General features: G+C 61.2%; 21 protein-coding genes and 2 pseudogenes. 16 read left to right on the forward strand and 7 right to left on the reverse strand.

Annotated elements, in window-relative coordinates:
• The 8 genes from IEW34_RS30840 to IEW34_RS29405 form a co-directional block, all read left to right on the forward strand.
• A partial coding sequence (locus tag IEW34_RS30840; RefSeq protein ID WP_244642305.1) for a DUF892 family protein occupies positions 1–242 on the forward strand: 242 nt, incomplete at its 5' end.
• A gap of 309 nt (positions 243–551) precedes the next feature.
• A complete protein-coding gene (locus tag IEW34_RS29375) occupies positions 552–1,064 on the forward strand; it encodes a DUF4142 domain-containing protein (RefSeq protein ID WP_188612819.1) in 513 nt (170 codons plus the stop codon).
• Between the two features lie 1,385 nt (positions 1,065–2,449).
• Positions 2,450–2,767, forward strand: coding sequence for a PepSY domain-containing protein (locus tag IEW34_RS29380; protein ID WP_188612820.1), 318 nt, complete (start codon positions 2,450–2,452; stop codon positions 2,765–2,767).
• A 27-nt stretch (positions 2,768–2,794) separates the two neighbouring features.
• Positions 2,795–3,397: a general stress protein gene (locus IEW34_RS29385; protein WP_188612821.1), complete on the forward strand. Its 603-nt coding sequence runs from the start codon at positions 2,795–2,797 to the stop codon at positions 3,395–3,397.
• Between the two features lie 395 nt (positions 3,398–3,792).
• On the forward strand, positions 3,793–4,563 hold the full coding sequence (locus IEW34_RS29390; protein ID WP_280516351.1) for an alpha/beta fold hydrolase: 771 nt from the start codon (positions 3,793–3,795) through the stop codon (positions 4,561–4,563).
• Between the two features lie 473 nt (positions 4,564–5,036).
• The gene (locus IEW34_RS29395) at positions 5,037–5,804 is read left to right on the forward strand and encodes a potassium channel family protein (RefSeq protein WP_188612823.1); all 768 of its coding nucleotides are present in this window, start codon (positions 5,037–5,039) and stop codon (positions 5,802–5,804) included.
• 742 nt (positions 5,805–6,546) lie between these two features.
• Positions 6,547–6,693, forward strand: coding sequence for a recombinase family protein (locus IEW34_RS29400; protein ID WP_188612824.1), 147 nt, complete (start codon positions 6,547–6,549; stop codon positions 6,691–6,693).
• A gap of 65 nt (positions 6,694–6,758) precedes the next feature.
• Positions 6,759–6,947 carry a hypothetical protein gene (locus IEW34_RS29405; protein WP_188612825.1) on the forward strand — a complete coding sequence of 63 codons (189 nt, stop codon included), beginning with the start codon at positions 6,759–6,761 and terminating at the stop codon, positions 6,945–6,947.
• 78 nt (positions 6,948–7,025) lie between these two features.
• Here IEW34_RS29405 and IEW34_RS29410 read toward each other — a convergent pair whose 3' ends face one another.
• Positions 7,026–7,514 carry a YciE/YciF ferroxidase family protein gene (locus IEW34_RS29410; RefSeq protein WP_188612826.1) on the reverse strand — a complete coding sequence of 163 codons (489 nt, stop codon included), beginning with the start codon at positions 7,512–7,514 and terminating at the stop codon, positions 7,026–7,028.
• A gap of 300 nt (positions 7,515–7,814) precedes the next feature.
• On the opposite strand from IEW34_RS29410, the gene IEW34_RS31190 reads away from it, so the two are divergent.
• Entirely contained in the window at positions 7,815–8,426 is a 612-nt protein-coding gene (locus IEW34_RS31190; RefSeq protein WP_188612827.1) for an NAD-dependent epimerase/dehydratase family protein, read from the forward strand.
• 398 nt (positions 8,427–8,824) lie between these two features.
• On the opposite strand, the pseudogene IEW34_RS29420 reads toward IEW34_RS31190, so the two are convergent.
• The 5 genes and pseudogenes from IEW34_RS29420 to IEW34_RS29440 form a co-directional block, all read right to left on the reverse strand.
• A pseudogene (locus IEW34_RS29420) lies at positions 8,825–9,391 on the reverse strand (transposase); the annotation flags it as partial.
• Between the two features lie 226 nt (positions 9,392–9,617).
• The gene (locus tag IEW34_RS29425; protein ID WP_280516350.1) at positions 9,618–10,760 is read right to left on the reverse strand and encodes an iron-containing alcohol dehydrogenase; all 1,143 of its coding nucleotides are present in this window, start codon (positions 10,758–10,760) and stop codon (positions 9,618–9,620) included.
• Positions 10,761–10,899: 139 nt separating this feature from the next.
• Positions 10,900–12,150 (reverse strand): ABC transporter substrate-binding protein, encoded by a 1,251-nt coding sequence (locus IEW34_RS29430; protein WP_210324622.1) that lies wholly within the window; start codon positions 12,148–12,150, stop codon positions 10,900–10,902.
• Between the two features lie 84 nt (positions 12,151–12,234).
• A complete protein-coding gene (locus IEW34_RS29435) occupies positions 12,235–13,137 on the reverse strand; it encodes an alpha/beta hydrolase (protein WP_444542167.1) in 903 nt (300 codons plus the stop codon).
• Between the two features lie 87 nt (positions 13,138–13,224).
• The gene (locus IEW34_RS29440; RefSeq protein ID WP_188612830.1) at positions 13,225–14,322 is read right to left on the reverse strand and encodes an LLM class flavin-dependent oxidoreductase; all 1,098 of its coding nucleotides are present in this window, start codon (positions 14,320–14,322) and stop codon (positions 13,225–13,227) included.
• Between the two features lie 405 nt (positions 14,323–14,727).
• On the opposite strand from IEW34_RS29440, the pseudogene IEW34_RS29445 reads away from it, so the two are divergent.
• Positions 14,728–15,822, forward strand: a pseudogene (locus IEW34_RS29445) (IS5 family transposase).
• Positions 15,819–16,163, forward strand: a complete 345-nt coding sequence (locus tag IEW34_RS29450; protein ID WP_188612831.1) for a hypothetical protein — start codon at positions 15,819–15,821, stop codon at positions 16,161–16,163. The pseudogene IEW34_RS29445 and the gene IEW34_RS29450 overlap by 4 nt, the downstream one beginning before the upstream one ends.
• Here IEW34_RS29450 and IEW34_RS31195 read toward each other — a convergent pair.
• Positions 16,160–17,167 (reverse strand): IclR family transcriptional regulator, encoded by a 1,008-nt coding sequence (locus tag IEW34_RS31195; protein WP_373288358.1) that lies wholly within the window; start codon positions 17,165–17,167, stop codon positions 16,160–16,162. The genes IEW34_RS29450 and IEW34_RS31195 overlap by 4 nt on opposite strands.
• Before the next feature lie 357 nt (positions 17,168–17,524).
• Between IEW34_RS31195 and IEW34_RS29460 the strand changes: the two genes are divergently transcribed.
• The 5 genes from IEW34_RS29460 to IEW34_RS29480 all read left to right on the forward strand — a co-directional run bounded on the left by IEW34_RS29460 (position 17,525) and on the right by IEW34_RS29480 (position 23,998).
• Positions 17,525–18,547: a PDR/VanB family oxidoreductase gene (locus IEW34_RS29460; protein ID WP_188612833.1), complete on the forward strand. Its 1,023-nt coding sequence runs from the start codon at positions 17,525–17,527 to the stop codon at positions 18,545–18,547.
• Between the two features lie 70 nt (positions 18,548–18,617).
• Positions 18,618–19,385 (forward strand): SDR family oxidoreductase, encoded by a 768-nt coding sequence (locus tag IEW34_RS29465; RefSeq protein ID WP_210324624.1) that lies wholly within the window; start codon positions 18,618–18,620, stop codon positions 19,383–19,385.
• Between the two features lie 40 nt (positions 19,386–19,425).
• Positions 19,426–21,000 (forward strand): class I adenylate-forming enzyme family protein, encoded by a 1,575-nt coding sequence (locus IEW34_RS29470; protein WP_188612835.1) that lies wholly within the window; start codon positions 19,426–19,428, stop codon positions 20,998–21,000.
• A 76-nt stretch (positions 21,001–21,076) separates the two neighbouring features.
• Complete coding sequence (locus IEW34_RS29475; protein ID WP_188612836.1) at positions 21,077–22,675, forward strand: AMP-binding protein; 1,599 nt, start codon at positions 21,077–21,079, stop codon at positions 22,673–22,675.
• A gap of 204 nt (positions 22,676–22,879) precedes the next feature.
• Complete coding sequence (locus IEW34_RS29480) at positions 22,880–23,998, forward strand: cytochrome P450 (protein ID WP_188612837.1); 1,119 nt, start codon at positions 22,880–22,882, stop codon at positions 23,996–23,998.
• Positions 23,999–24,010: the final 12 nt, after the last annotated feature.

A 24,010-nucleotide genomic window follows, 5' to 3' on the forward strand; every position in this document is an offset into this window, starting at 1 on the left:
CAGCGGACGACGAGATCATCAAAAACTCTCTCGCGAACTTTGCCTTTGAGAACTACGAAGTTGCCAGCTACCGGAGCCTGTTGACCGTAGCGGAAGCGGGAGCGTTCGCGTTCGCGACCCCGTTGCTTACTCAGTCTCTCAACGAGGAGCAAGCGATGGCCGACTGGATTGGCAGCAACCTTCCCGCGCTGACGACGAAGTATTTGTCATTGCGTTCGCATGGCATGCAAGCTGACCGATGAGCGACTCGAACCCCGGCCCGGCCAATTTAGCAGGTTGGACCGTGGCCTACTTCAATTTTGAAACCGCCTACGGCTCAGTCGCTAGTACGGTCATTAGGACCAATGGTTCCGAGTTGCTTTCTGAAATGCAGGCTGTGGACCGTCATGACGAGACGTTCAGAATTTGCGCAGTCCTCGAATTGACCTATGTCAGCTCGTTGACTTAGCGTCCGCTGATAGTATGCAGCACGACCGCTAATCTCGAGCAAGTAACCGAACGTCCTTCTCAGGGCAATTTTTATGTCCGACTCCCATGGATTGGAGCATCCCATGCAAAGACGCGCGCTTATTCTGGCAGCCGCAGGTGTACTGCCGATTGTCTCTGTTGCATATGCAGCGCCGCCTACGGCAAGCCCGATCGGATCAATGGAGGAAAAACATGTCCGCGACACACTCGCCACCGGAAAGCTCGCTCTTGAAACGAGCCGGATTGCGCTTCAGAAGGCCCAGCATGCGTGGGTGAAGAAATTCGCTCAGTTCGAGGTTGCGGAGCAAGAGACGCTGGCCGACGTTCTTCGGGTGGCAAGCCCTGCTGCGACGTCGGCTCCGCCAGCCGGCCAACCTGATGAGGTGGGCGAGCTGGCCAAATACTCCGGAGCCGAGTTCGACGCCGCGTATATCAGGCTTCAGCTTGACGGGCACAACAACCTACTCGCCATCCAAGAGGAGTACATCAAATCAGGCAAGAACCCGTCACACGCGGGGATTGCCAAGCTGGCTCGCGGTCAGATCAAGGAGCACATCGAGCTGCTCAACACGATAAGGCAGCAGGGCAAGGGCTGAGCGAACCAAACGGTCGCCGCCGTCGAGGGCAACAGCGCTGAATGAACCCGCTGCTGAACGGCAAAGCCGCGGTCACCTCGCGGTGCGGGGGCCGCCTGATCCGCGACGCCGACTTAGCGGCCGCGGCGCACGACGTACTTGCGCCAGGTCGCTCGCCTCCTCGACGGTCGAAACCTGGCACTGCCCGCTTCAGCCATCAGGGGCACGCGCTGCTCGGAATGGCGGAGACGCCACTGGGTGGGTGACATGCCAGGCGCTCGCATCTGCGAGGTTCACGGCGGCACCGATCTCATCTGCGCTCATCGTCGTGCTGCCCAGCAGGTGCGCCGCTGGCTCAAATCGAACGTCGTCCAGCAGGCGCCCGAAGCTCGTGCCTTCCGCCGCGAAGACTCCAGCCCGAGCGCTTCACGCTGGTAGGCGAGCCCCAACTGTGGGAACATAGAACCTTGCGGCGCCATAGCTGCCAGTGAACTCCGCTTTCCCCGCCCCGGCCTGGCTGGTCTCGCAAAGAGGCGAACGTGCCAAACAAGAACTACTTGCGCGCGTGGATATCGACATCGAGATCGGCGACACCCAGCTTCCGCGGCAACGAGAGCTCATCGCCGACCTTGAAGCGCGCGGCCAGCCATCTGCCTTCCCGCGGGAGATCCTCAGAGAGCTGGAGCTGATCCAGGAGAGGCACATCGCTCTTCGCGAAAAGCTGCGGGCGGAAGTGACGCGACGCGCCTGGTTGCGCAGGACGCCGCCGCCGATCGGCGCATCAATGGCTCGATTGCGCCTCGGTCTGCGGGCGGCCGCCCAATCACCTCGGCCGATGGTCAAGGCCCGAGGTAGCTCTTCCCCCGGAGGCTCTGTTGGATCTCCAGCACCAGCATCGACGGGATGTAGGTCGGGGCGTTCGGGTCCAGACTCTCGATACGTGCCGCGCAGTTGCGGCCGTACTTCTGCGGCTTTCGGCGCAGATCATAAGGGCTGTTTGGCCAGCGGCGGATGAACCGATAGAGCTGTTCCCCCAACGTGGCGTTGGACCCGAATCGCGCGACGCAGGCCGCGCCTGGAGGCGCCGCCGCGAGGGCAAAGGCGGCAGGCGAACGGGGTCTCGAGGTGCGGGTACGCCGACGTGGTGTCCCAAAGTGGGCAGCGGGTATAGAACATTTATAGAACACATCGCTGTGCGCCCCACCGATTGCAGGTTTTGCTCACCCCACCGTCGCCAGCGCCAGTAGGCGAAACTGCTGTTCCAAAGCCAAATCACGGCCTCTCCGGCGGCGCCAGCCTCCCAAATACGCCCATGTATTGCGCATCGTGGCCATCAAAGTGGTGACTACCTGGAACAAACGCTTCCCGGCCTTCTTACCCTCGCGCCGTAGGTAAGGGATATCGCAATGAAAATGATGATTCTGAGCATCTGCGCCATCGGGTTGGCCAGCAGCGCACTCTCACAGACCGCCCCGGCGCAAAATCCCAATGCGCCTTCTAACCCGGCTGTCTCCGCCAAAGAGGGCAACAATCCGGGGGCGCCCGCTCCCGGCGCCAACAGCTTCACCGAAGCCCAGGCCAAGAGCAGAATTGAGGCGAAAGGCTACAATGAAGTTATGAGCCTGAAGAAAGGGGATGATGGGATCTGGAGAGGGGCCGCATCGAAAGATGGAAAAACCCACCAAGTTGCTCTCGACTATCAGGGAAACGTCGTCGCCAAGTAACATTAAACTCAACAGATGGGGATTATCATGAAACAAACCATAACCGGTCTCTTTGATTCTTACGATGCGGCTCGCTCTGCGGTAGAACAACTTGAGGCAGAGGGCGTGCCGCACAGTGACATCAGCTTGGTCGCCAATCACGGCGAGGGAGCCGCTGACGATCGAGTGCGAGAGAGCGATACAGGTGAGGATGCTGCAAAGGGCGCGGGCATCGGTGCTGTAATCGGTGGAGCGGGAGGCTTGTTGGCGGGCCTCGGCATGCTGGCCATCCCGGGGATTGGTCCAGTCGTCGCCGCAGGCTGGCTCGCGTCGACCGCGGCAGGAGCCCTAACGGGGGGAGCCGTCGGCGGTGCGGCTGGTGGCCTGATTGGAGCATTGACCGATTCCGGCGTCCCAGAGAACGAAGCCAATGTTTACGCAGAAGGCGTGCGTCGTGGCGGGACTCTGGTTTCGGCACGCGTAAACGACGAGCAGGCGTCGGCAACCCGAGCAATTCTCCAACGCAATAACGTCGTCGACCCGGTTCAAAGGGGCGAGACTTACCGAAAGGCAGGGTGGTCCAGGTTCGATCCTGAAGCCTCTCCCTACACACCAGCGGAGATCGAGCGCGAGCGCGCCAGTTACCGTTAAGCGAAGTAGCGTCCGCAGAGAGAGATGGCTCAGCTTTGGCCGGGCCATCTCCGTTTCGCGGTCAAGCTATCGGGCGGGCCACGTCGGATACGTATGGCTCGGCTAAATGTTCGGGCTCGCGTGGGCCTCGGTAACCGGACGCGACCGCTAGGCCCTCAGCATGAAGGAGCCACCCGCACGCGGCGGGACACAGGCGCTGTGCTCTCGATCAGGCCACAAAGGCGAGGAACAACATCCCTCGCCGCGCGTATCCAGCGAGGCCGACCATATGCGGTGGAGCAAAATTGCAAGAGAATTTGGCGCAACGGAGCTACTCCCGCGCATTGCCCGATCGAACTGGGCGTCGCTTCACCACACGACTGGCATACGTGGAAGCTGGTCGCGGCCCGCCGGTCGTGCTGATACACGGCGCGCTTGTTGCGCTGGACGACATGGTCCTGAGTATCATGCCCCTGCTCAGCCGGCAGTTTCGCACGATAGCGTTCGACCGCCCCGGGCACGGCTTCAGCAGGCGAGCAAGGCTGACGGAAGCGAGCTCGTGGGCTCAGGCGAGAGCTGTTCGGGCGGCGTGCGAGGAACTGGGGATCCTTCGCCCAATAATCGTTGGACATTCGTTCGGGGGCGCCGTGGCGCTCGCGCATGCCATTCTTTATCCGGCCCATACAACGGGGGTGGTCGCGCTCGCTCCAATCGTCAGCACTGAGCCACGGCTTGAGCAGCTTCTCTTTGGTCCTCTAGCTCCACCCTTGTGGGGTGACTTCATACAGTCACTCTCGGTGACGCGGGCGTTACAGGATCGACTGCTCAGGATACTGTGGCGCTCAATGTTCTTGCCCCAACAGGTCCCACCGGGGTTCGCTGCCCTGTTTCCATTCGAGCTCGCAGCACAGGATGGCGCCATGATCGCTACCGGCGAGGATGCTGTCGGGGCTATCCCGGCGCAGATGTTCAATGACCTCGCTTATATGACCTCGTCAGTCCCTGTGCGCGTTCTGGCTGGAACGCACGATCTGGTTGTGAACAATCATCTACATGGCGCGAAGCTGCCCCACCTGATGCCAGCTGCATCTATTGAGTGGTTGGATGGCCTTGGCCACATGCTGCACCATTTCGCCCCGGAGGCAGTGGCGTGCGCCGTCGAGGAACTGGCACGGCTTCCCAGCTGATCAATGCCGACGAGCCCTGACCCGGCACTCGATCGTACTCGGCCTGGGAAAGCTGCCTGTCACACCCGTAACACCTGTCACACCCGAAAAAATCAGAGAGAGAGGCTGAGGCGACGGCCTTTCCGCGCGGCTCCAGCCTCGCCGGGCCCGCGATTGTCCGCGAACGGGTCAAGGGTGACGGGATACTGCGGCGGCTCGCATGGCGTCTGAAGGAGGTCGAGGCGGCGCAGTTGGCCTACGGGATAGCTGGACGAGTCTACTACGGACGGATGGTGACGACGACCGACCCTCGCCAAGGCGGCGGGATCGACCTATCGTCGTCGCATGGGATGGCGGGTTGCGCGGAAGTTCGACGACGGCCGGCGGGCGGAGCGCAGGGTCCGACCCTTGCAGGAACGGTTCGCATGGCGCCGGATCGACGGGGTGTCCTCGTCGCCGCCTTCTAGGTTGCGTATCCGTCGCTGGGGTGAGCGATGACCAGTCTCGTCGCCAAGCTGAAGGAGCTGTACGACGGCGACAGCAAACAGGCTTACCGGTTCCGCTACGCGCTCCTCGCCTTTGATCTCGCGACCATCCTCTTCGTGATTGCGTCGTCTTTCTGGCCGTTGACGCCGCTCATCATCGTGCTGGACGTGATCATCGGGCTGATCGTCCTGAGCGACTTCCTCGCGAGGCTGTACATCAGCGACAAACGGATCCGCGAGTTCCTCCGGCCTTCGACCTGGGCCGACATTATCGCCATCGTTGCGTTCCTGGCGCCCGTGCTCGGACACGGGGCGGGGTTCCTCCGCATCCTGCGGACGCTGCGGCTCTTGCGAACCTACAACGTGGTGCAGCGCCTTCGTGCCGACAGTACGTTCTTCCGGCGCAACGAGGACGTCATTGTCGCGGTAACGAACCTCTCGGTCTTCCTCTTCGTGATGACTGGCATCGTCTACGCGACCCAGCATCAGTCGAACCCGGCGATCAGGCATTACGTGGACGCGCTCTACTTCACGGTGACGTCGCTCACGACAACCGGCTACGGCGACATCACGTTGCCGGGAACCACGGGCAGGGTCATCTCGGTGGTCGTGATGATCTGCGGCGTCACCCTCTTCCTTAGGTTGGCGCAGGTGCTGTTCAGGCCACACAAGGTTCGCTTCCCCTGCCCGACCTGCGCCCTTCAACGGCACGATCAGGACGCGGTGTGCTGCAAGGCATGCGGGACCGTTCTCAACATTCCCGACGAGGACGACTAGGCTTTGGAATGTCCCAGTCGAGAAGGGGGCTGGGTCGTGGTGGCGGAGACGGGGCAAAAGTGAGGGCGCCCATACTTTTGCGGCAGGTTGCCGAACCATGGGCGCCCACGGTTTTCAAAACAGTCGCCGGCGATGGTTTTGCTCAGGCTACCGCCACCCTAGCCGTCCCTCCCCGGGCCCCTAGATAGAACGGTCCCACGTCAACGCAGGAGCAAGCCATGGCCGATGAAAACCGCGGGCCTACAGGCCCTTGCGAGCGCCATGCTACGGAGTGCCCCAAGGAGGACGTGACAATGCGAATGGTGATCGAACTACCCGATGCGCCGGGGCGTCTCCGACTTCCTGAGCGGGGGCAGCTGGTCGCTGCTGGCCGAGTTCGTGGAAATCGAGAGCGGCGAAGGAGCGCGCGGCCGAAGCTCGCCGACGCGATGGCGCTCTGCCGGATCCATGGCGCAACGCTCGTCATCACGTGACGCGCATTTCCTGCTCGGGCTGCAAAAGGCAGGGGTGAGGTTCGTGGCGTCGGCATGCCCGAGGCGAACGAAATGGCCGTCGGCATCATGGCGGTGGTAGCCCAGGCCGCGAGGAAGATGATTTCCCGCCCGCACCAAGGCGGCGCTCCCGCTGCAAAGGCGCGGGGCGTCAAGCTTGGCAACTCGGCAAAAACCTGCGGAAGCATGACTAGGGGCGGCGCCTGGGCCGGGAGACGCAGACGGCTACCGCACGGGCGCGGGCCGGTGATTTGCGCCAGATCATTGCCGACTTGCGCACCAACGGGGCCACGTCGCTGCGGCATCTGGCGGACGGCCTCAATCAACGGCAGATCCCCGCGGCCCGCGGTGGCGCCTGGTCGGCTGCTCAGGTCAAGCGCGTGCTGGAGCAAGTCTGATTGGCAGGCGGGAACAAGGAGCCGTACCGCCGGTTTCGCGGTTCCTTCATCCCACGGAGGCCACGATGACAAACGTACCCGGATCCGCGCCAGCCATATCAATGAAGGAGTTCAACGACCGCGCCAAGCGCGTCTCTGGAGCTCTCGGCGAGGTTCGTCCCGAAGAGACCGAGGAGGCAGCGCCGGTAAGGCCGGAGGAGACCGTGAGCTTGGACAAGCTGGCCGAGGGCATCAAACCCCTGGAGGAGCGATAGCTCTGCCCCCGGCAGCGCCGCCGGCTCGCCGCCCTGATCCTTTGAGGACGGCGAGCAATTGCAGCGGGCCGCTTCGGTTCAGGCTGCCTGTGCGTTGACCATCTCCTCCGCCAATTCCGAGAGGATGCTGTCGGTGTTCTCCTCTTCGATCAACGTCTCTTTGAGTGGTCCTTCCGCATCACTCAAGCCAAGCTGCTTTGCCCAAGCCAGGAGCGTGCCGTAGCGGGTGATCTCGTAGTGTTCAACAGCTTGGGCCGCGGCGATAAGGCCGGCGTCGAGCGCCGGAGACCCCTTGAACTCCTTGATAACTTCCTCACCCTCGGCGAGAATCCCGCTCATAGCTTTGCATTCAAGGGCTTCGGGCTTCTCGCCGAGCGCTTTGAAAACCTTTTCCAGCCGGGTGACCTGCTCCTTCGTTTCCTCCAGGTGGACCCCGAAGGCCCCCCGAAGCTCATCCGACTGCGCTGCCGCCGCCATTTTCGGCAGCGCTTTCACGATGGCTTGCTCGGCGCCATAGGTGTCCTTGAGTTGGTGCAAAAGCAGGTCTTTCAGTGTCGCGTTTGGCATGTGGCCTCTCCTCAGCAGGGAATCAGGAAAGTGAGGCGCATGCCGTTGGTTCCAGGATGCGACGTCACATGAGACGTCGGTCCTGCGACCTTGCTTGCTGTCCGATGTAAGCTATCTGTTGACGTATCCCGCGCAGCGTCGTGCGCTGAGCTTCCGCGCCTCCCGCAGAGAATCACCCGCTGAGTTGCGAACTCCGACGGCGCAACATCATTCGTTGCTCTCTGGAGCAATCGCAGCACCAGGACCTTGGCGGAGTGTAGTCGTCCGCACCGTCGCAGTTCGATAAGCGAGAGGCGCGACGTGACGCTCGACCTTGACCGCCGTTCGCCATCGCCCAGGGGCTCGATACTCTTGCTGGGTGCGACCGGACTGCTCGGGGCCGCCGTGTTCGCCCGGCTCCGCGACCAAGGGACGGAGGTGGTTGCTGTTTCACGGTCGCGCGGGTCGGCGCTTCAGCGGCTGAGCGCGGATCGCGTTCTCCAGCTCGACCTTCGCACCGCCACCAGCGTGGAGCATTGGCTGCCGCACCTCATCGGCATTACGGCCGTCGTCAACTGCGCGGGCGTGCTCCAGGACAGCGCGCGCGACTCGACCTTGGCCGTTCATGTCGAAGCCCCGCGCGCCCTTTATGCGGCTGCCGAGCGCGCGGGGGTGCGCCGCATCAGAGGCCGAGCGCCAACTCATGGCGACTGGCCTCGACTGGGTGATCCTGAGGCCATCGGTCGTGGTGGGGCGCGCGGGCTATGGCGGGAGCGCATTGTTCCGCGGGTTGGCCAGCCTGCCTGTTCTGCCGCGGATGGATGGCGCAGGTCCGATCTCTGTCGTCCAGCTCGACGACGTCGTAGAGACCGTCATTCGGATGTTGCAGCCCGACGCTCCGACGCGCTTGGCTCTCGATTTGCCGGGCCCTGAGCCGATGCGGTTCGAGAGCGTGGTCGCCCAGTACCGTGCATGGCTTGGCTGGCGCCCGGCCAGAGTGATCAGCCTACCTTCACCGATCATGGCGGTCGCCTGGCGGCTTGGCGATTTGGCCGGTTGGCTCGGTTGGCGGGCCCCTATCGGGTCGACTGGCCGCCGCGAAATGGTCCGCGGCGCCGAGGGCGATCCGGGGAACTGGACGCAAGCGACCGGGATCGTGCCGCGCTCGCTCGGCCTCGCCCTCGCGGTCGAGCCTGCGTCGGTCCAGGAACGCTGGTTCGCCCGCCTATTCCTTTTGAAGCCGCTCATCTTTGCCGTCTTCGGACTGTTCTGGATCCTCACCGGCATCATCTCCATTGGCCCGGGCTATGGGATCGGGGTCGAGCTCATGGAAAAGGGCGGAGCAGATCGACGCCGGCCGTCTTGGCCAGGCGCACCAGCCGCTCGCGGGCTCGGTGCATCAGCAGGGCGTCGGTCGGGAAGCTGATCGCCTTCTCCTGCACCGTGGTGTCGACGATGACGCGGGTGAAGTCGGTCGGCTTGGCCGCGCGGGTCTTGACCGCGACCGCCAGGCTCTCCTGGACGAGCGCCGTCAACCGGTCCTCGCCCATACGTTGACGCCAGCGGGTCAGCGAGGAGCGATCGAAGGGCAACTCGTGCTGGAAAAACGCCTCGCCGCAGAAGAACTGGAAATAGAGGTTCTCGACCCAGCGCTCGCACAGCGCCTTATCCGACAGGTCGTGCATGTGCTTGAGGATGGCGAGGCCGGCCATCAACCGGGTGGAGAGCGGCGGCCGGCCCGGGGCGTCGGTATAGGCCGTGCCGAAGCTGCGTTCCAGGAGGCCCCAATCGATCGACCGCGCCAGCCGCACCCGCGGGTGATCGAGCGCGATGATCTGGTCCAGCCGTGCCCGGAACAGATCGCGTTGACCACCGTCGACTGGCTCTCTTGGCCGCATCGAAGCCTCCCCATCCCTGCCTGTGACAGCGATAGAATCACGACCATGCGGCCAGCGCAAATTGCAAGAAAACTGCCGTCCGTCAGGCCAAAATCGGCAAGTCCAAATACTTGAGAATGCCAGATCCTTGCGTGATATCAACCGCTTGAGCGTTCTTCACAGACGACTCTTCCGCAGCTGCGAACAGAGCACTGTGCTCGCCGCGAGAAGCTGCCCCCTCCCCTGACTACCAGGCGCATTCCAGCAGCGCGCCGAGCGTCTGTACATCCGGAATTGGCCTTGGGTTAGCTTGCACCCAAGCGTCGCGCAAGGCGACCTCAGCGATATGCGGGAGGTTATCCCGCCTAACTCCCGCATCCCTCAATCGCGCTGGCAATCCGAGGACGCTGACCAACTGAGCAACGGCATCATCAAGCGCCGCCTCTTTAGAGCCCATCGCCTCCAATAACGCAGATTGCCGATCATTGTTCGCCGACGCGTTGAACCGCAATACATGAGGCAGCATCACGCATGACGTCTCTCCATGCGGCATGCCTGCCACGCCACCAAGCGCATGTCCAATTCCATGGCTTGCCCCCATGTTGACCCCAGCCGCCATCCCCTGGCTGGCCAACCATGCCCCTATTTGGCAATCCAAGCGCGACGCCATGTCGTCCGGATCCTTCCTGGAGGCCAGAAGGGCGTTCGGCAGGAGGCTCGCGGCGTGAAGGGTTGTCGCATCGCTCAACGGCGTAGAGTTTGTCGAGCACCAGGTCTCCACAATATGGTCGATGGAACGCATTCCCGTGCCGTGCCAAAGTCGCGGCGGAGTGGCGAGGGTCATACGAGCATCCAGAATGACAATGCTTGGAGCGATTTCGGCGTGAAAGTAACCCTGCTTACGGCTCTCAGCTTCATTGGTGAAACCTGCTATACTTGTATACTCGCCGGCCGAAAGAGTGGTCGGGATCATGATATAGGGCGGACGTGGGTCGGCAGCAGGAAATGGCGGCAACAATCTATCCATTTCCTGGTGATCCAAAATATTATTTGCCAGGCACAATCTCGCAGCTTTGATTGCGTCGCAGACTGACCCTCCACCGAGACCAACAACACCATCCGCCTCCGTGTCCCGCAACAACGTCGCTATTCCCGTAACGTTCTCGCGCGGAACATGGGCGCGCACCGCGTCGAACTCGCCCGAGTAAGCCGCCCCGATCGCGGCTCGGATACCTTCTATCAGACCGCCTGAGTTCGCCAGGCTGCGATTCGTAACGAGCACAACCCGAGTTAAGCACAGCTGCCGAATCGCATCCGGCACAGCTTGCCTCGCGGGGACTCCATATGAGATCGACTGTCCAGGTGCGGGTCGATGATAGCCCGATCGCATGCTTTGCTATCTCCCTTGGATCAACTTAAAGGGTGTCTAGCGTCGCGGTTCGCGGCTGTCGCCGTCTGCTCCCTCCGCCCAGAGCACAAATGGCAACACCTCTTATTCGACGCCTCGAGACGGACCTGCCTGCCGCGAACTATTGGCCTGGGGGCTTCTCAACGTGCTGCCAACGTCGGCCATCAAATCGAACCATCGGAAAGTCTTTGAAGGGGCTGCGTTCAGTGGCGGTAACTTTAAACCTCAACCCCGGCATAAACAGAGGAGGGGAAATGTCGACATCGGTTGCCATCTTCATGATGTTCTGGCGCGTCAGATCATCGCCAGCTCTTTTCAGTATATCAACTAAGATACTGCTGGTTGCATATGCGTAAATGAAGGTGAAACTCTCAGCATCCTCCTTTGGCAGATAGCTGGCCATGAAAGCTCTATAGGCACGGACGTCGCTATCAGCACTCACTTTGGGATCAGTGACGTCTTTGACAGCCGTATGCGTCAGAATTCCCTTGGCATTTTCGAGCCCCGCTGGTGCAAGGACGAGGGGAATTGAACCCGACGTCCAACTCAAGTATATTTGCGGCTTCCAATCTAGTTCTCCTATTTTTCGAATCGCCTGGGCGGAAGCCTTTGCCAGCGCGCCCAGAACCACAACGTCAACCCCGGCATTTCGCAGGCTAACGATCTGCGAGTCGACCGTCGGATCGGCGAACTGATAAGGTTGTTCGCTCACTATGAAGCGTGCGGCGTCAGCTCCGAAGCCGTCCTTTAATCCGCTAATATAATCACGCCCAAAATCGTCAGCTTGATAAAGAATTCCAACCCTAGCATTTTCATTCCTCCGCTTAATGTCGATCGCAAACAGCTTCGCATCAAGGTAATATGCCGGAACAGCTTTTGTCGTCCAAGGATTCTCGCTCGCTATATCGAATGTGACTGCCCCGGAATTCGCCAGAATCTGCGGAACTTGTCTTTGCGTCAGATAACGGCGTACAGCAATATTACCCGCCGTTCCTTGCGAATTGTATATGAACAGGACGTTATCGGATTCGACCAGCTTACGCGTCTTTTCGATAGCCTTGGGCGGCGACAAGCCGTCGTCCTCGCATAGCAGCGTGAGTTTGCGGCCATTGACCCCGCCACGGTCATTCACCATCGAAAAAAAGGCTCGCGTCGCCGCGCACGTCAACCCGTAGGCCGACGCCGGACCGCTCAGCGGCACGGTCATTCCAATCTTGATATCGGTGTCGCTCGCGCCCGGGTCATACTTTCCTTGAGCGACCGCAGCACCCGCGATCAACATGGCCGAAAGCGGCAACATGCTTGCCACACGCCGCACGGTTTTCATTTCCCTGGCCCTCCCTTTATCTTTTGAGCCGCCGAACTCGATCATGAGCGAAGCGTGCGTCGCGGCCGCCCCTACAAGGCGGATGCAGCCGTTAAGCCGGCGCAGCAGGCTACAGAGCCGATGCGACGATCACAGAAGCCTCGCTTTGAGCTGAAGGGCGGCTAGTGCCACCTCACTCTCGGCGACCCCGATGAACTTGCCCATCGTGACAAAGCCGTGCAACTGGCCTTCAACGAGCCGATAGGTAACTGGAACGCCTGCTTGCTCGAGCTTGGATGCGTAAGCCCTCCCCTCGGAGAGGATCGGATCAACCCCAGCTGCCATGACATAAGCAGGCGGCAGCCCAGCATGGGATTCTGCCAGCATCGGAGATGCACGCCAGTCGCTGCGGTCGGCGACGCCGTTCAGATAATGATCGCGAAAATAGTCGAGCCCGCCCGTGGTCACCGGCACGCCCGTCGTGAGCTCCTTTTCGGGCGCGCCCCCCCATGTAAAGTCGACGGCCGGATAGATCAACAACTGGAAGCCGAGTTCTGGCCCGCTGCCATCGCGCGCCGCAATCGCGACCGCAGCCGCGAGATTGCCGCCGGCGCTGTCGCCGCCGACGGCAACACGCGAAGGGTCAACACCCAGCGTTGTTCCGTTCGCCGCAACCCATTTTGTCGCAGCAAAAGCATCCTCGAAAGCGGCTGGAAACTTGCAATCCGGGGCCAGCCGGTAGTCGACTGAAACGACTGCACATTCGGCGAAATTCGCTATCCAAGCGCATGGTACCTCATGTGTGTCGAGGTTGCCGACGACCCATCCGCCCCCGTGGAAGTATACGAGCACCGGAAGCTGATCGCTCGGTCGAGTGCCGCCCCCGCGGAAGAGCCGCATCGCGATCTCTCCGGCTGGCCCTGGCGCTGCGAGCTCGCGCACCTCGGCGACCGCCGGCATTGAGGGTTGCAGAGCATGGCGCGCGGCAATATAGGTCGCGCGGGCCTGCTCTGGAGTGAGCGTTTCAAATGGCGGCCGGCCCGAGCGCCTCATAAATTCGAGCACTGCCGCTGAGTCGGGATGGATGTACACGGTGTGTCTCCGCATCACCTACCGAGAGAGGGATACTTGTACTTGCGGCTACGTCGGCGCATTCGTCGCTTTCGCGGGGCCCCACGTCTTTAAGACGGGCAACACCTCCTTCGCGAATAGCTTCAGGCTCTCCTCGGCGAGAGCGTACGGCGTGCCGCCAAAGCGAAAGCCGGCAGCGAAATCAAAGTCGCCGATCACCCGCCGACGCTCTTCAAGCCCACGGAGGATCTTGTCCGGGGTGCCCCAGCTCGAAGCTCTCATGTAGCCTTCGATTGCTCCGGGCAAGCCGCCGCCCTTGCGCGCAAGTTCCGCTTTTTCTTGATAGCTGTCGTAGCCCTTCACGGTCTTGAAGTGCTCGCCCAATAGCTCGTACATGTGGAAGTTACTTTCAACGAACTTACCTTGATGTTTCCGCGCTAGCTCCTCCGTCGCAGCAAGATCCGTTCCGCACACGCAATACTCGGCGATCAGATGCGGAGGCAAAGATTTATTATGCAGCTGCTGATAGAGCTCCCGTCCGCGATTGATCGCGGGCGCGCGAAGCTCCCATGGTCGGTCCGCAAACATCATCATGCGTGCTCCCAGCTTTGCCGCGGACGCGATAGAGTCTTCGCTCGAGGCTACAGCGTAGATCCGGCCATCGAACGAGTGCTGTGGCTTCGGCCTCAGTTCTACAAGCGGCTGTCTGTAGAATGGCCCGTTACCCTCCATGATACCGGTCTCGAGCGCCCTCACGATCATGGGAGCAGCTTCGTCAAACCGGGCTCGGGATTCGTCCATGCTTACGCGAAAACCTTCAAATTCGCGGCGCGCCAGGCCACGCCCCAGGCCAAGTCGAAGACGCCCGCCGGATAGTAGGTCCAGCACAGCGGCATTCTCCGCAACCCGCAGCGGATCATGCCACGGCAAGATCACCGCGGCCGTCCCCACGTCGACGTTGGGGCAAAGCGCGGCGAGATGCGTCATGAGCTGAATGTTGTCGGGGATCATCGAATAGTTGAAGAAGTGATGTTCAGCCGTCCAGAGCACGTCGAAGCCGCTGTCGGCGGCAAGCCGCGCAAGCTTGATCTCCTCACTCCAGACCTGATGGTCGCTCATCCCCTCCCAGCCATAGCTGGAGAAAATCATTGTGAAGCCGACATCCATTGCGCTTTCCTCTTCCACACGAGCCGTCGTTGCGGCGCATGCTGCTGAAATAGGTACGCCACCCTATGACCCGAGGCAAGCGGATTCGTTCGCCTTTGGCGAACTTCTCCGCCATTGGCGGATTCGAATCGGGCTATCGGCCGGATCATCTGCCAAGCGAACGCATCCCACGGCGCCTTATTGGACGCGGGCTCTCCAGATCTGCCATTTTTAGTAAGGTTGATGATGACCTCGGCCGCGGATGCGAGCGATGTCCGCGGCCGTCGAACCGCTTGCCGTGAGCGCGATGGAGCCGATCGAAAGCGGGCGGTTGTTCGAGGTCCCCTAGCAGGGTGTTGAAGAAGTTCCTCGTCTTCGGGTTTCTGTGATGATTCACTGGCTGCGTGGGGACAGGAGGAATGTAGCGTGCGTGGCAGCGATCACGGGACGGGCGAGCTGTTCAGCTACGTGGATCTGGAGGCGCGGGTTCGGCGGGATCGTCCGCTACGGGCGATCCGGGAGGTCGTGAACGAGGTGTTGTCGGGGCTGGCGGGTGAGTTCGCAGCGCTGTACTCGCCGCTGGGGCGGCCATCGATCCCGCCGGAGAAGCTGCTCCGGGCGCTGCTGTTGCAGGCGTTCTACTCGATCCGGTCGGAACGGCTGCTGATGGAGCGGCAGGAGTATGATCTGCTGTTCCGGTGGTTCGCCGGGATCGGCGTCGACGATCCGGCCTGGGATCATTCGGTGTTCTCAAAGAACCGGGACCGGCTGCTGGCGGGGGATATCGCGGCGAAGTTCCTGGCCGCCGTTCTGGCCCAACCCCGGGTGAAGCGGCTGCTGTCGAGCGACCATTTCTCGGTCGACGGCACGCTGATCGAGGCCTGGGCCTCGCTGAAGAGCGTCAAGCCGAAGGATGGATCGGGCGAGCCGCCGGCCGAGGGTGGCGGGCGCAATGTGGAGGTCGACTTCCACGGGCAGAAGCGGAGGAACGAGACCCATGCCTCGACCACCGATCCGGAGGCTAGGCTCTACCGCAAGGGGCGAGGCAAGGAGACGAAGCTGTGCTTCATTGGGCACGGGCTGATGGAGAACCGTCACGGCCTGCTGGTCGACGCCTGCCTGACCTAGGCGGATGGGTATGCCGAGCGGGTGGCGGCCCTGCACATGATCGAGCCGTATGCGGACCGGCCGCGGCCGATCACGCTCGGCGCCGACAAGGCCTATGACACGAAGGACTTCGTCACCGATCTGCGCGCGATGAACGTCACGCCCCACGTGGCGCAGAACACCAGTGGGCGCCGTTCGGCGATCGACGGGCGCACGACCCGGCATGCCGGCTATGGGGTCAGCCAGCGCCTCCGCAAGCGGATCGAGGAAACGTTCGGCTGGATCAAGACGGTCGCCGGTCAGCGCAAGACCCGGTTCCGCGGCCGCGACCGCGTCGGCTGCGCCTTCACCTTCACGGTCGCAGCCTACAACCTAGTGCGGCTGCCCAAGCTGCTCGACGCAGCGCCGGCATGACGGCCTTCACAGAGCATCCGCTCGTCGGCCAATGGCGGATCGTCGAAGCCGATCTGTGGGATCGCGGATATCTCGACCTGTGCGGTCCCGCCACGATCACCATCGGCGCCGACAACCACGGTGAAATCACCTTCGGCGCGATGCAGGCCACCCTCGACCTCAGCTATAGCCCTTCCATGGTCTTCTTCTCGTGGGCCGGCTTCGACGAAATGGATGAAGTCAACGGTGACGGCTTCCCCAAACAGCTCGACGACGGCTCGATCGAGATCACCTTCGCCTACCACAATGGCGACGAGGCCATCCTCAAGGCCAAACGCATCACTTCTTCAACAGCCTGCTAGAGGGAGTCCTGCTGGGGTGCGGGGCGATAGCCCAGCCTCTCCGATATTCGCTGCGCACAAGCGATGACCTTGCGCGCCAGATCGCCCTCTGGTTTGGCATCCGAAGCCGCCCCTGGCTTGACAAGCGCTATGGCCAACGCAACGGTCCCGTCCTGTTCAAAAGCTGGCGCACCGAGAGCTATTACGCCGGGCGTGGTCGCGCCCACGTTGCTGGCGACTCCAAGCCGCCGAACTTCGCTGACGTCGCGCTCCAAGGCCGACAGTGACGGAGGATGTTGCTGGCCGCCGAACCGATGGCTCTCAAATTTTAGCGCGGCCCGTACAACTGAACGGGGCATATAGGCAGCAAACACGCGCCCGGTCGCGGTTGTCGACAGAGAGAGTACGGTTCCAGGCCTCAGCACAACATGCAGAGGATAGTCAGCCTCTATGACAGAAACGGCTGCGGGACCTAAATTGCCCCAAACCGAAATGGCGCCGGAATGATCGGCGCCACTGCAAAGCTTCCGGACCTCCTCGTTTGCGATTCGTAACGGATCTAACCGCTGAAGCGCTGCTAGTCCAATGTGCAACGCTTGCGGACCTAGATCGTATCTCCCGGAGTCCGGATCTTGTTCGACAATCCGCAACCTGCCGAAGCTTACCAAGTATGGATGCGCCTTTGCGGGCGTCATCCCTGCCTCACGCGCTAAGTCCTTCAGCGTCATCGCCTTCCGGCTTCTGGCGAGCGCGAGCAAGAGCTCTCCACCTATCTCGAGTGACTGAATTCTCCGTTGTCCACGTTCCATCGGTAACCCAAAGCGCGATCGAGGGAGGGCGCACTGTATCAGTGCGCCGGCGCTGTCGCCAAGCCTCAGCCATCGCTTGACGCATTTCCGCCATTGGCGGACGTGTTGTCCATTGACAAATTTTCTCGCTGCCCGATTATGGGTGGACGGGACGCGGCTATGTCGGCCAGGGGGTTCTACCCAAGGTCGGCTCAACCGGGTTCTCGCCGTCTGCATTCGAGGGCCGGCTCAGTCCCACGCCCGATCGGCCGCGATCGAAGAATGTGAACGATAGTTACCTGATGCTCGCGAGACGGGAGCTTTGCTGACAGAATTGTGGTGCCCCAAGGCGGATCAGACTTTGCTTGCCAGGATGTCGGCATATGAGACGTAGCCACACGGCAAGCGCCGTCGACGAAGGGATGCGGATCCGTGGGCGCGGCGCAATCAGGCGGATGGCGGGATCCAGGTTGCGCGAGCAGTCGATGATTAGCAAACGCCCCTTGCGTCGACCGAGCGTCCCGTCAGGAGTGCTTAGACCGAACTGAGAATGATGTGGAATCCAGTTCCAGCGTTAGAAGGCGCCGCTTATCCGTGACCATCGACACTGACCTAGGGCTCGATCTTACCGCCCTTCCATCAAACAATCAGGGGCTCCATGCCGACCCGGACGAGCTCGATTGGATCGACGCAATTGTCAGCCATGTGCGGGACGAGGCCCTGGGCGTCCGGTCGTTTGAGTTCGCTGCGGCGAGCGACATCCCGTTGCCAGACTGGCCCCCCGGAGCGCACATCGACATTGAGATCGATGGTGGACGGATTACGCGGCAATTTTCGCTCTGCGGAGCGGCAAATAGCGGTACCTGGACTGTCGCGGTTCTATACGAGTCCGCTGGCCGGGGTGGATCGGTCTGGATGCATCGAAACGCCGTTCCGAAGGCGCGGCTGAAGGTGCGCGGCCCCCGCAACCATTTCCCGCTCCGCGAGGGTGCGCATACCAAGCTGGTCGCAGGCGGAATCGGCATCACGCCGATCATTGCCATGGTGCGAGACCTTGAGGCGCACGGCAGGAGCTGGGAACTGCTGTATGGCGGACGGCGCCGCGAGACGATGGCATTCTTGGACGAGCTGATGCAATTTGGGCCGAAGGTCATGATCTGCCCGGCAGACGAACTCGGCCATCTCAACCTCGACGCCTTTCTCGGCCGCCGGGATCCGGATACTAACGTATATTGCTGCGGACCTGAGCAGCTTCTTGACGCGGTGCAGATTTTTGCCCGCGAATGGCCCGACGGCGCCCTGCACCTGGAGCGCTTCCGACCTATTCGGGGCCGGACGTTTGAAGATGATCGCCCCTTCGAGCTTGAACTCTCGCGCTCCGGCGCAACAGTCACCGTTGCAGCAGGCGAGACCATGGTGGAAGCCGCCGCGCGTATAGGCGTCCATATCCCGACGTCTTGCGGCGAAGGCATCTGTGGCACCTGTGTTTGCGACGTCATCGACGGCATGCCTGAGCATCGCGATTCCTTCCTCAGCGACCTCGACCGCAATGAGAATAGGCGGGTCGCTCCATGCTGTTCGCGCGCCCGGACCAGCAAACTGGCGATCGACTACTAGGACGGAATGCTCAAGCGGCTTCATCGAAGGATTACTGTCCCGCGATCCGATCAGAAAATGGATGTCTACAGTGAGTGACGCGACCCGAACCTATATCATTACCGGCGCGGCGGGAGCCATAGGCGGCGCTGCCGTCGAGCGTCTGCTGAGCAAGGGGGCAAACATACTCGCTACGGATATCAGTCAGCGCCGCCTGGACATTCTCACCGAGCGTATGGCGGGGGGCAGCGGCCGGCTGGCAACCTTTCGAGCGAACCTCAAGGACGAAGGCGAGGTTAACGCCGCCGTCGCCTGCTGTCTCGAAACCTTCTCGTCCCTACACGGCGTTGCGAATGTCGTCGGCGGCATCGTCGGAATGGACGCCGAATCTGTGGACCGGCCGCTGAACAGGACTGGCCTTGATTATTTCCGACGGACCTTCGAGCTGAACGTCGATACGGTCTTTCTGATGTGCCGAGCGGTCGAGCCGCATTTCACCGCGCAGTCCTACGGCAAGATCGTTAATGTCGCTTCTCTTGCCGCTTTCGCGAACCGCAACGAGCAGGGCGATTTCCCCTACAGCGCTGCTAAAGCGGCCGTGATCGCGCTGACGCACCGGCTGAGCCTTCTTCTCGGTCCAGCGGGGATCCGACTGAACTGCGTCGCTCCGGGATTGGTTATGAGCGACCTACCCCAGGAGGTGTTCGATGCCGGCTATGTCGAGCGCCACATAGCCGATACCGCGCTCAAGAACCTTGCGACCGCTCACGACCAGGCGGAAGCGATCGCCTTCTTTCTCGAACCGCAATCCGACGCGATCACCGGCGAGGTTCTCCGGGTCGCGGCCGGAATGCGTTGATCCGGCCAAACTAGTTGAGAAGACCTTGAGAAGGGCGAAGATGCTGAGATACGAATTTGATTGTCTGAGCAGTGACATCCTCGTCCACAATGCGCGGGCTTATGCCAACTCCGATGCAGTGGTCTGTGAGGATCGTCGACTGTCCTGGAAGGACCTCAATGCACGCGTAAACCGGCTCGCGAATCTGCTGACTACGCGCGGGGTGCACAAGGGCGATAAAGTCTGCACGCTGATGTCGAATTCGATAGAGGCTTTCGTCGCTTTTTGGGGCACGATCAAAGCAGGCGCAGTGATCGTGCCGCTGAACCCGATGCTCGATAAGGATGCCTTCGCACGCCTTGCCGACGCATCGGACGCGGTTGCGATGATGTCGGACGGCCTGAACTACGCCTTAGTCGACGCTGCGCGATCCACGCTGACGAAGGTGCGGCAAGACTTATATCTCGGATTTGGTTTTGCCGCGCGGGGTTGGGAGGATGGCGAAGCGGCGCTCGATGCGCACTCGGATGCCGAGCCGTGTGTGCGTATCGGGCCGGAGGATACGATGACGATCATCTATTCCTCGGGCACGACGGGCGAGCCAAAGGGGATCGAGCACACTCACGGGGCGCGGCTCTACTACTTTCTCGCTTTCTCGCTCTCAACCGAGATCAATCGCAATTCGGTCGCGATCTGCTCGACACCGATCTATGCGACCGGAACCTGGATCACGATGTTCCCCGCTATTCTGCGGGGTGCGAAGATCGTGCTCCTCAAGAAGTTTACGCCGGAGGACATCCTGCGTGCGATCGAGACTGAGGGCGGGACTCACACCTTTATGGTGCCTGCACAGTACATCGCCATGCTGCAGGCCGATGGCGGCCGCTATAATCTCTCCTCACTTAAAGTCTTCGTTACGGCCGGCCAACCGCTGCCGGAAGTGGTTCAGGAGCGACTGCTTAAGTCGTACCCGGGTGTCACGATTCGCGAGGTCTATGGAGCGTCGGAGGGTTATGCGACGATCAGGCTTCCGGACGATGTCGGCGAACACGCGCGCAAGTCCGTCGGCAAACCGAATCTTCTCGATGAATTCAGAATCATCGGCGAAGCAGGAAACGAACTGCCCGACGGCGAGACGGGCGAGATCGTGGCGTATGGGCCCGGTATTATGAAAGGCTACTACAAGCGAGAGGACCTCACGCGAGCCGCGACATGGATTAGCCCAGGCGGAAGAACGTTTGTCCGCTCCGGTGACGCCGGATTTATCGATCAGGATGGCCATCTGCACTATGTCGGCAGGATCAAGGACATGATCAAGTCCGGCGGTATCAATATATATGCGATCGACATTGAGGACGTCATCATGCGTCATCCGTCGGTGGAGGAGCTGGCGGTGATCGGCGTGCCGCATCCAAAATGGGGCGAGGCGCCGCTAGCGATCATTGTGCCGAAGGCGGGCGAGGCGACTGATCCCAACGATATTCGCGAGTGGGCTAACAGCCGGGTCGCCAAATATCAGCGCGTTGCAGCAGTGATCTTATGCGAAGATCTGCCGCGTGCCACGTACGGAAAGATTCAAAAGCAGGCGCTGCGGCTGCGGTATGCGGACTTCTTCGGGGCGGAAGCGTTGCTGTGACGCCCACGCCCGCAAAGCATCTACGGCTTCACGACGTGCTTGCGCCCTTCAGCAAATGAACCCGGGAAATATTCCGATGTCCGATATTCGCGCGTTCGACTATGCGACGGTCGTCCGCCGTCAAGCTCGGGAGCGCGGCGATCAAGTGTATATGCGCTTCGAGAACATGAGCTACAGTTTCGGCGACGCGCACCGCTTGAGCAACAAGATTGCGAATGGATTGCTTCGGCTCGGGCTCGGTAAGGGGGCGGGTGTCGCCCTGCTGCTCGACAATTGCCCCGAAATAGCCTGGTACTACTTTGGCCTGGGCAAGATCGGCGCTGTGGCGGTGCCCCTGAATACGGCGTCGAAAGGCGAGCTCTTGGCCGGCTATATCAGACGCTCCGAAAGTGCTGCTATCGTGATCGACGCGGCCTATGTGGGCAAACTTGCAGCACTTAGTCCGGTCGGCATTAATGTCCGGACTTGCATCGTCGTCGGCGAGGCAGATGTAAGTCCGCTGCGGTACGCCGGGCTAACCGTCGTCCCACACGATCGAGTCATGGAAGCGTCCGACGTGGAGCCGGACGTCAAGGTTCGCTTCAACGATATCGCTTATCTGTCCTTCACGTCCGGCACGAGTGGCCCATCGAAGGCGAACATATCGACCCATTCGCACGCCCTGTCGATGGCGAAGGCTGTCGCCGACGCCTTCGACTACGGTCCCGATGAGGTTATGTATTCCTGCCTTCCGTTGTTCCATGGCAACGCCATGAGGTCGCTCTTCATCCCGATGCTCACGGGCTGCAGCGTTGCGGTCGGTCGCCGCTTCTCGTCCTCCGGCTTCTTCCCGGACGTCAAGCGATATGCCGCGACACAGTTCAATCTGCTCGGGGCAATGGCCAACATCCTGTGGTCGCTCCCTGAGAGCGAGGAGGATCGAAGCCACGGCGCCACCAAATGCATGATCATACCTGTGCCGGCTTTTTCTGACGCTTTCAGCCGCCGCTTCGGGGTGCAACTCCTGTCGGCCTACGCGCTTACGGACTTCGGCTACGTTTCGTTTCTCAATGCGACCCACCATCCTACCAAGCGGGCTTCGGCTGGCAAGGTGCAGCCGGATGTCGAGCTCACCATCCTTGACGACGACGATTTCGAGGTCCCGGGGGGCGAGGTGGGTGAAATTTGCCTGCGTCCCCGGCGTCCCTGGACATCGGCCCAAGGCTACTTCGGGATGCCCGAAGCAACCGTGATGGCATGGCGCAACCTTTGGTTCCACACCGGTGACCGCGGATACCTCGATGAGGATGGCTTTCTTTACTTCGTCGACCGGAAGAAGGACGCCATTCGCCGCCGCGGCGAGAACATCTCCTCATTCGAGGTCGAGCAGATTATTCTTGGCCATCCCGCCATTCTCGACGTCGCGGTCTTTGCCGTCCAGTCGGAGATGAGCGAGGACGAGGTCATGGCCTCCGTCGTGCTGAAAGAAAACAATGCACTTCGAGAGGAGGAGCTGATCAGGTACTGCGCCCGCGAGATGGCGTATTATATGGTTCCGCGCTATGTACAGTTCGTCGAATCTCTGCCACGCACATCGACGGCCAAGGTAGAGAAATACAAGCTGCGCGAGGCGGCCGAGCGCGATATCTCACACGTCTGGGATAGAGAGCGAGCTGGACTAAAAATTGCGAGATAGTTTTCAACTCTCGCGCTCAGCGACCATTTTCGGTTGCTCCTGGCCGGCAAGTCCACAACGGAGCACGTGTCTGTGCGCTTGAGGAAAAGAAATGAGGCCCCTATGCCCCCCGTTTTCGACCCCGACGATATAGGGATCCGCAGGGACCCGCATGCTTTGTTTGCTCGCCTCCGGGCCGAGGAGCCAGTGCACTGGAGCCCGAAGATGAAGAGCTGGATCGTGACCGACTTCGCGCTGGCGACCAGAGCCCTGACCGAATTCGAGACATTCACCGCCGAGCGAATGCGGGACCTTGAACCTCGAGTCGCCCCGGAGCGGCGCGGTGATCTGCAGCAGCTGATGTACTGGCTGAATCACTGGATGCTCTTTCGTGATCCTCCGCAGCATTCCGAGCTTCGACGCCGTCTTTCCGCAATCCTGAATCCAAAGGTATTCCTCAACCTGTCGGGTCACGTCAGCTCGGTGATCGATCACCAGTTCGCCGCTATCGAGCGGGCCGCCCCAGTTGAATTCGTCTCGAAGTTCGCTCACCCGATGCCAGGCTACGTCGTCATGGATATTCTCGGCGTGCCTCGCGACCGCCTGCTGGAGACGAAGGGATACTCAAATGATATGATGCTATTCATCGGCGGCTCGCGCAACGCTGATGACAAATATCAAAGAGCCCGCGCCGGAGCGGAGGCGATCGCAGACATCTTCCGTGATGCGATCGCGCGACGCAGGCGCGGCCGGGACGGGAACGACGTCCTTGGGCTACTTATCAACTCTGAAGTTGATGGCCGCAAGATGTCCGAGGACGAGATCGTCGGGACAATGATGATGCTCTTGAATGGCGCGCACGATACCACCGCAAATGCGATCTCTAATACTGTGATGCTTCTTGCCGCGCATCCTGGGATCGCGCAGCGCTTGAGGCAACATCCGGCGCAGCAAACCACCGCGATAGAGGAAATGTTGCGCTACGAAGGGCCGATTCTCTCTGTTGGCCGTCTTGCTGGAAAGGACACTGAGCTTGGAGGCAAGAAGATCGAAGCCGGGAATCGGATCTACGTCATGCTCGTTGCGGCGAACCGAGACCCGAGCATCTTCGAGGCTCCGGATGAACTTCGCATAGACAGGTCGCCCAACCCTCATATGGCATTCGGCAAAGGGCAGCACTTCTGTCTTGGGGCGCCGCTGGCGAAGCTAGAGGTGCAGCTGACTGTCAAGCACCTGCTTCAGCGCTTCGAGCGGATCGAGATCAACACGCCTCCTGAGGACATGCAGTGGCACGACTCGCTGGTCGCGCGGGGACCGATGGCGATGTCGATCACGCTTCAATGAGCGATGGCCGGA

Source organism: Chelatococcus reniformis (genome assembly GCF_014640075.1).
GTDB classification, from domain to species: Bacteria; Pseudomonadota; Alphaproteobacteria; order Rhizobiales; family Beijerinckiaceae; genus Camelimonas; species Camelimonas reniformis.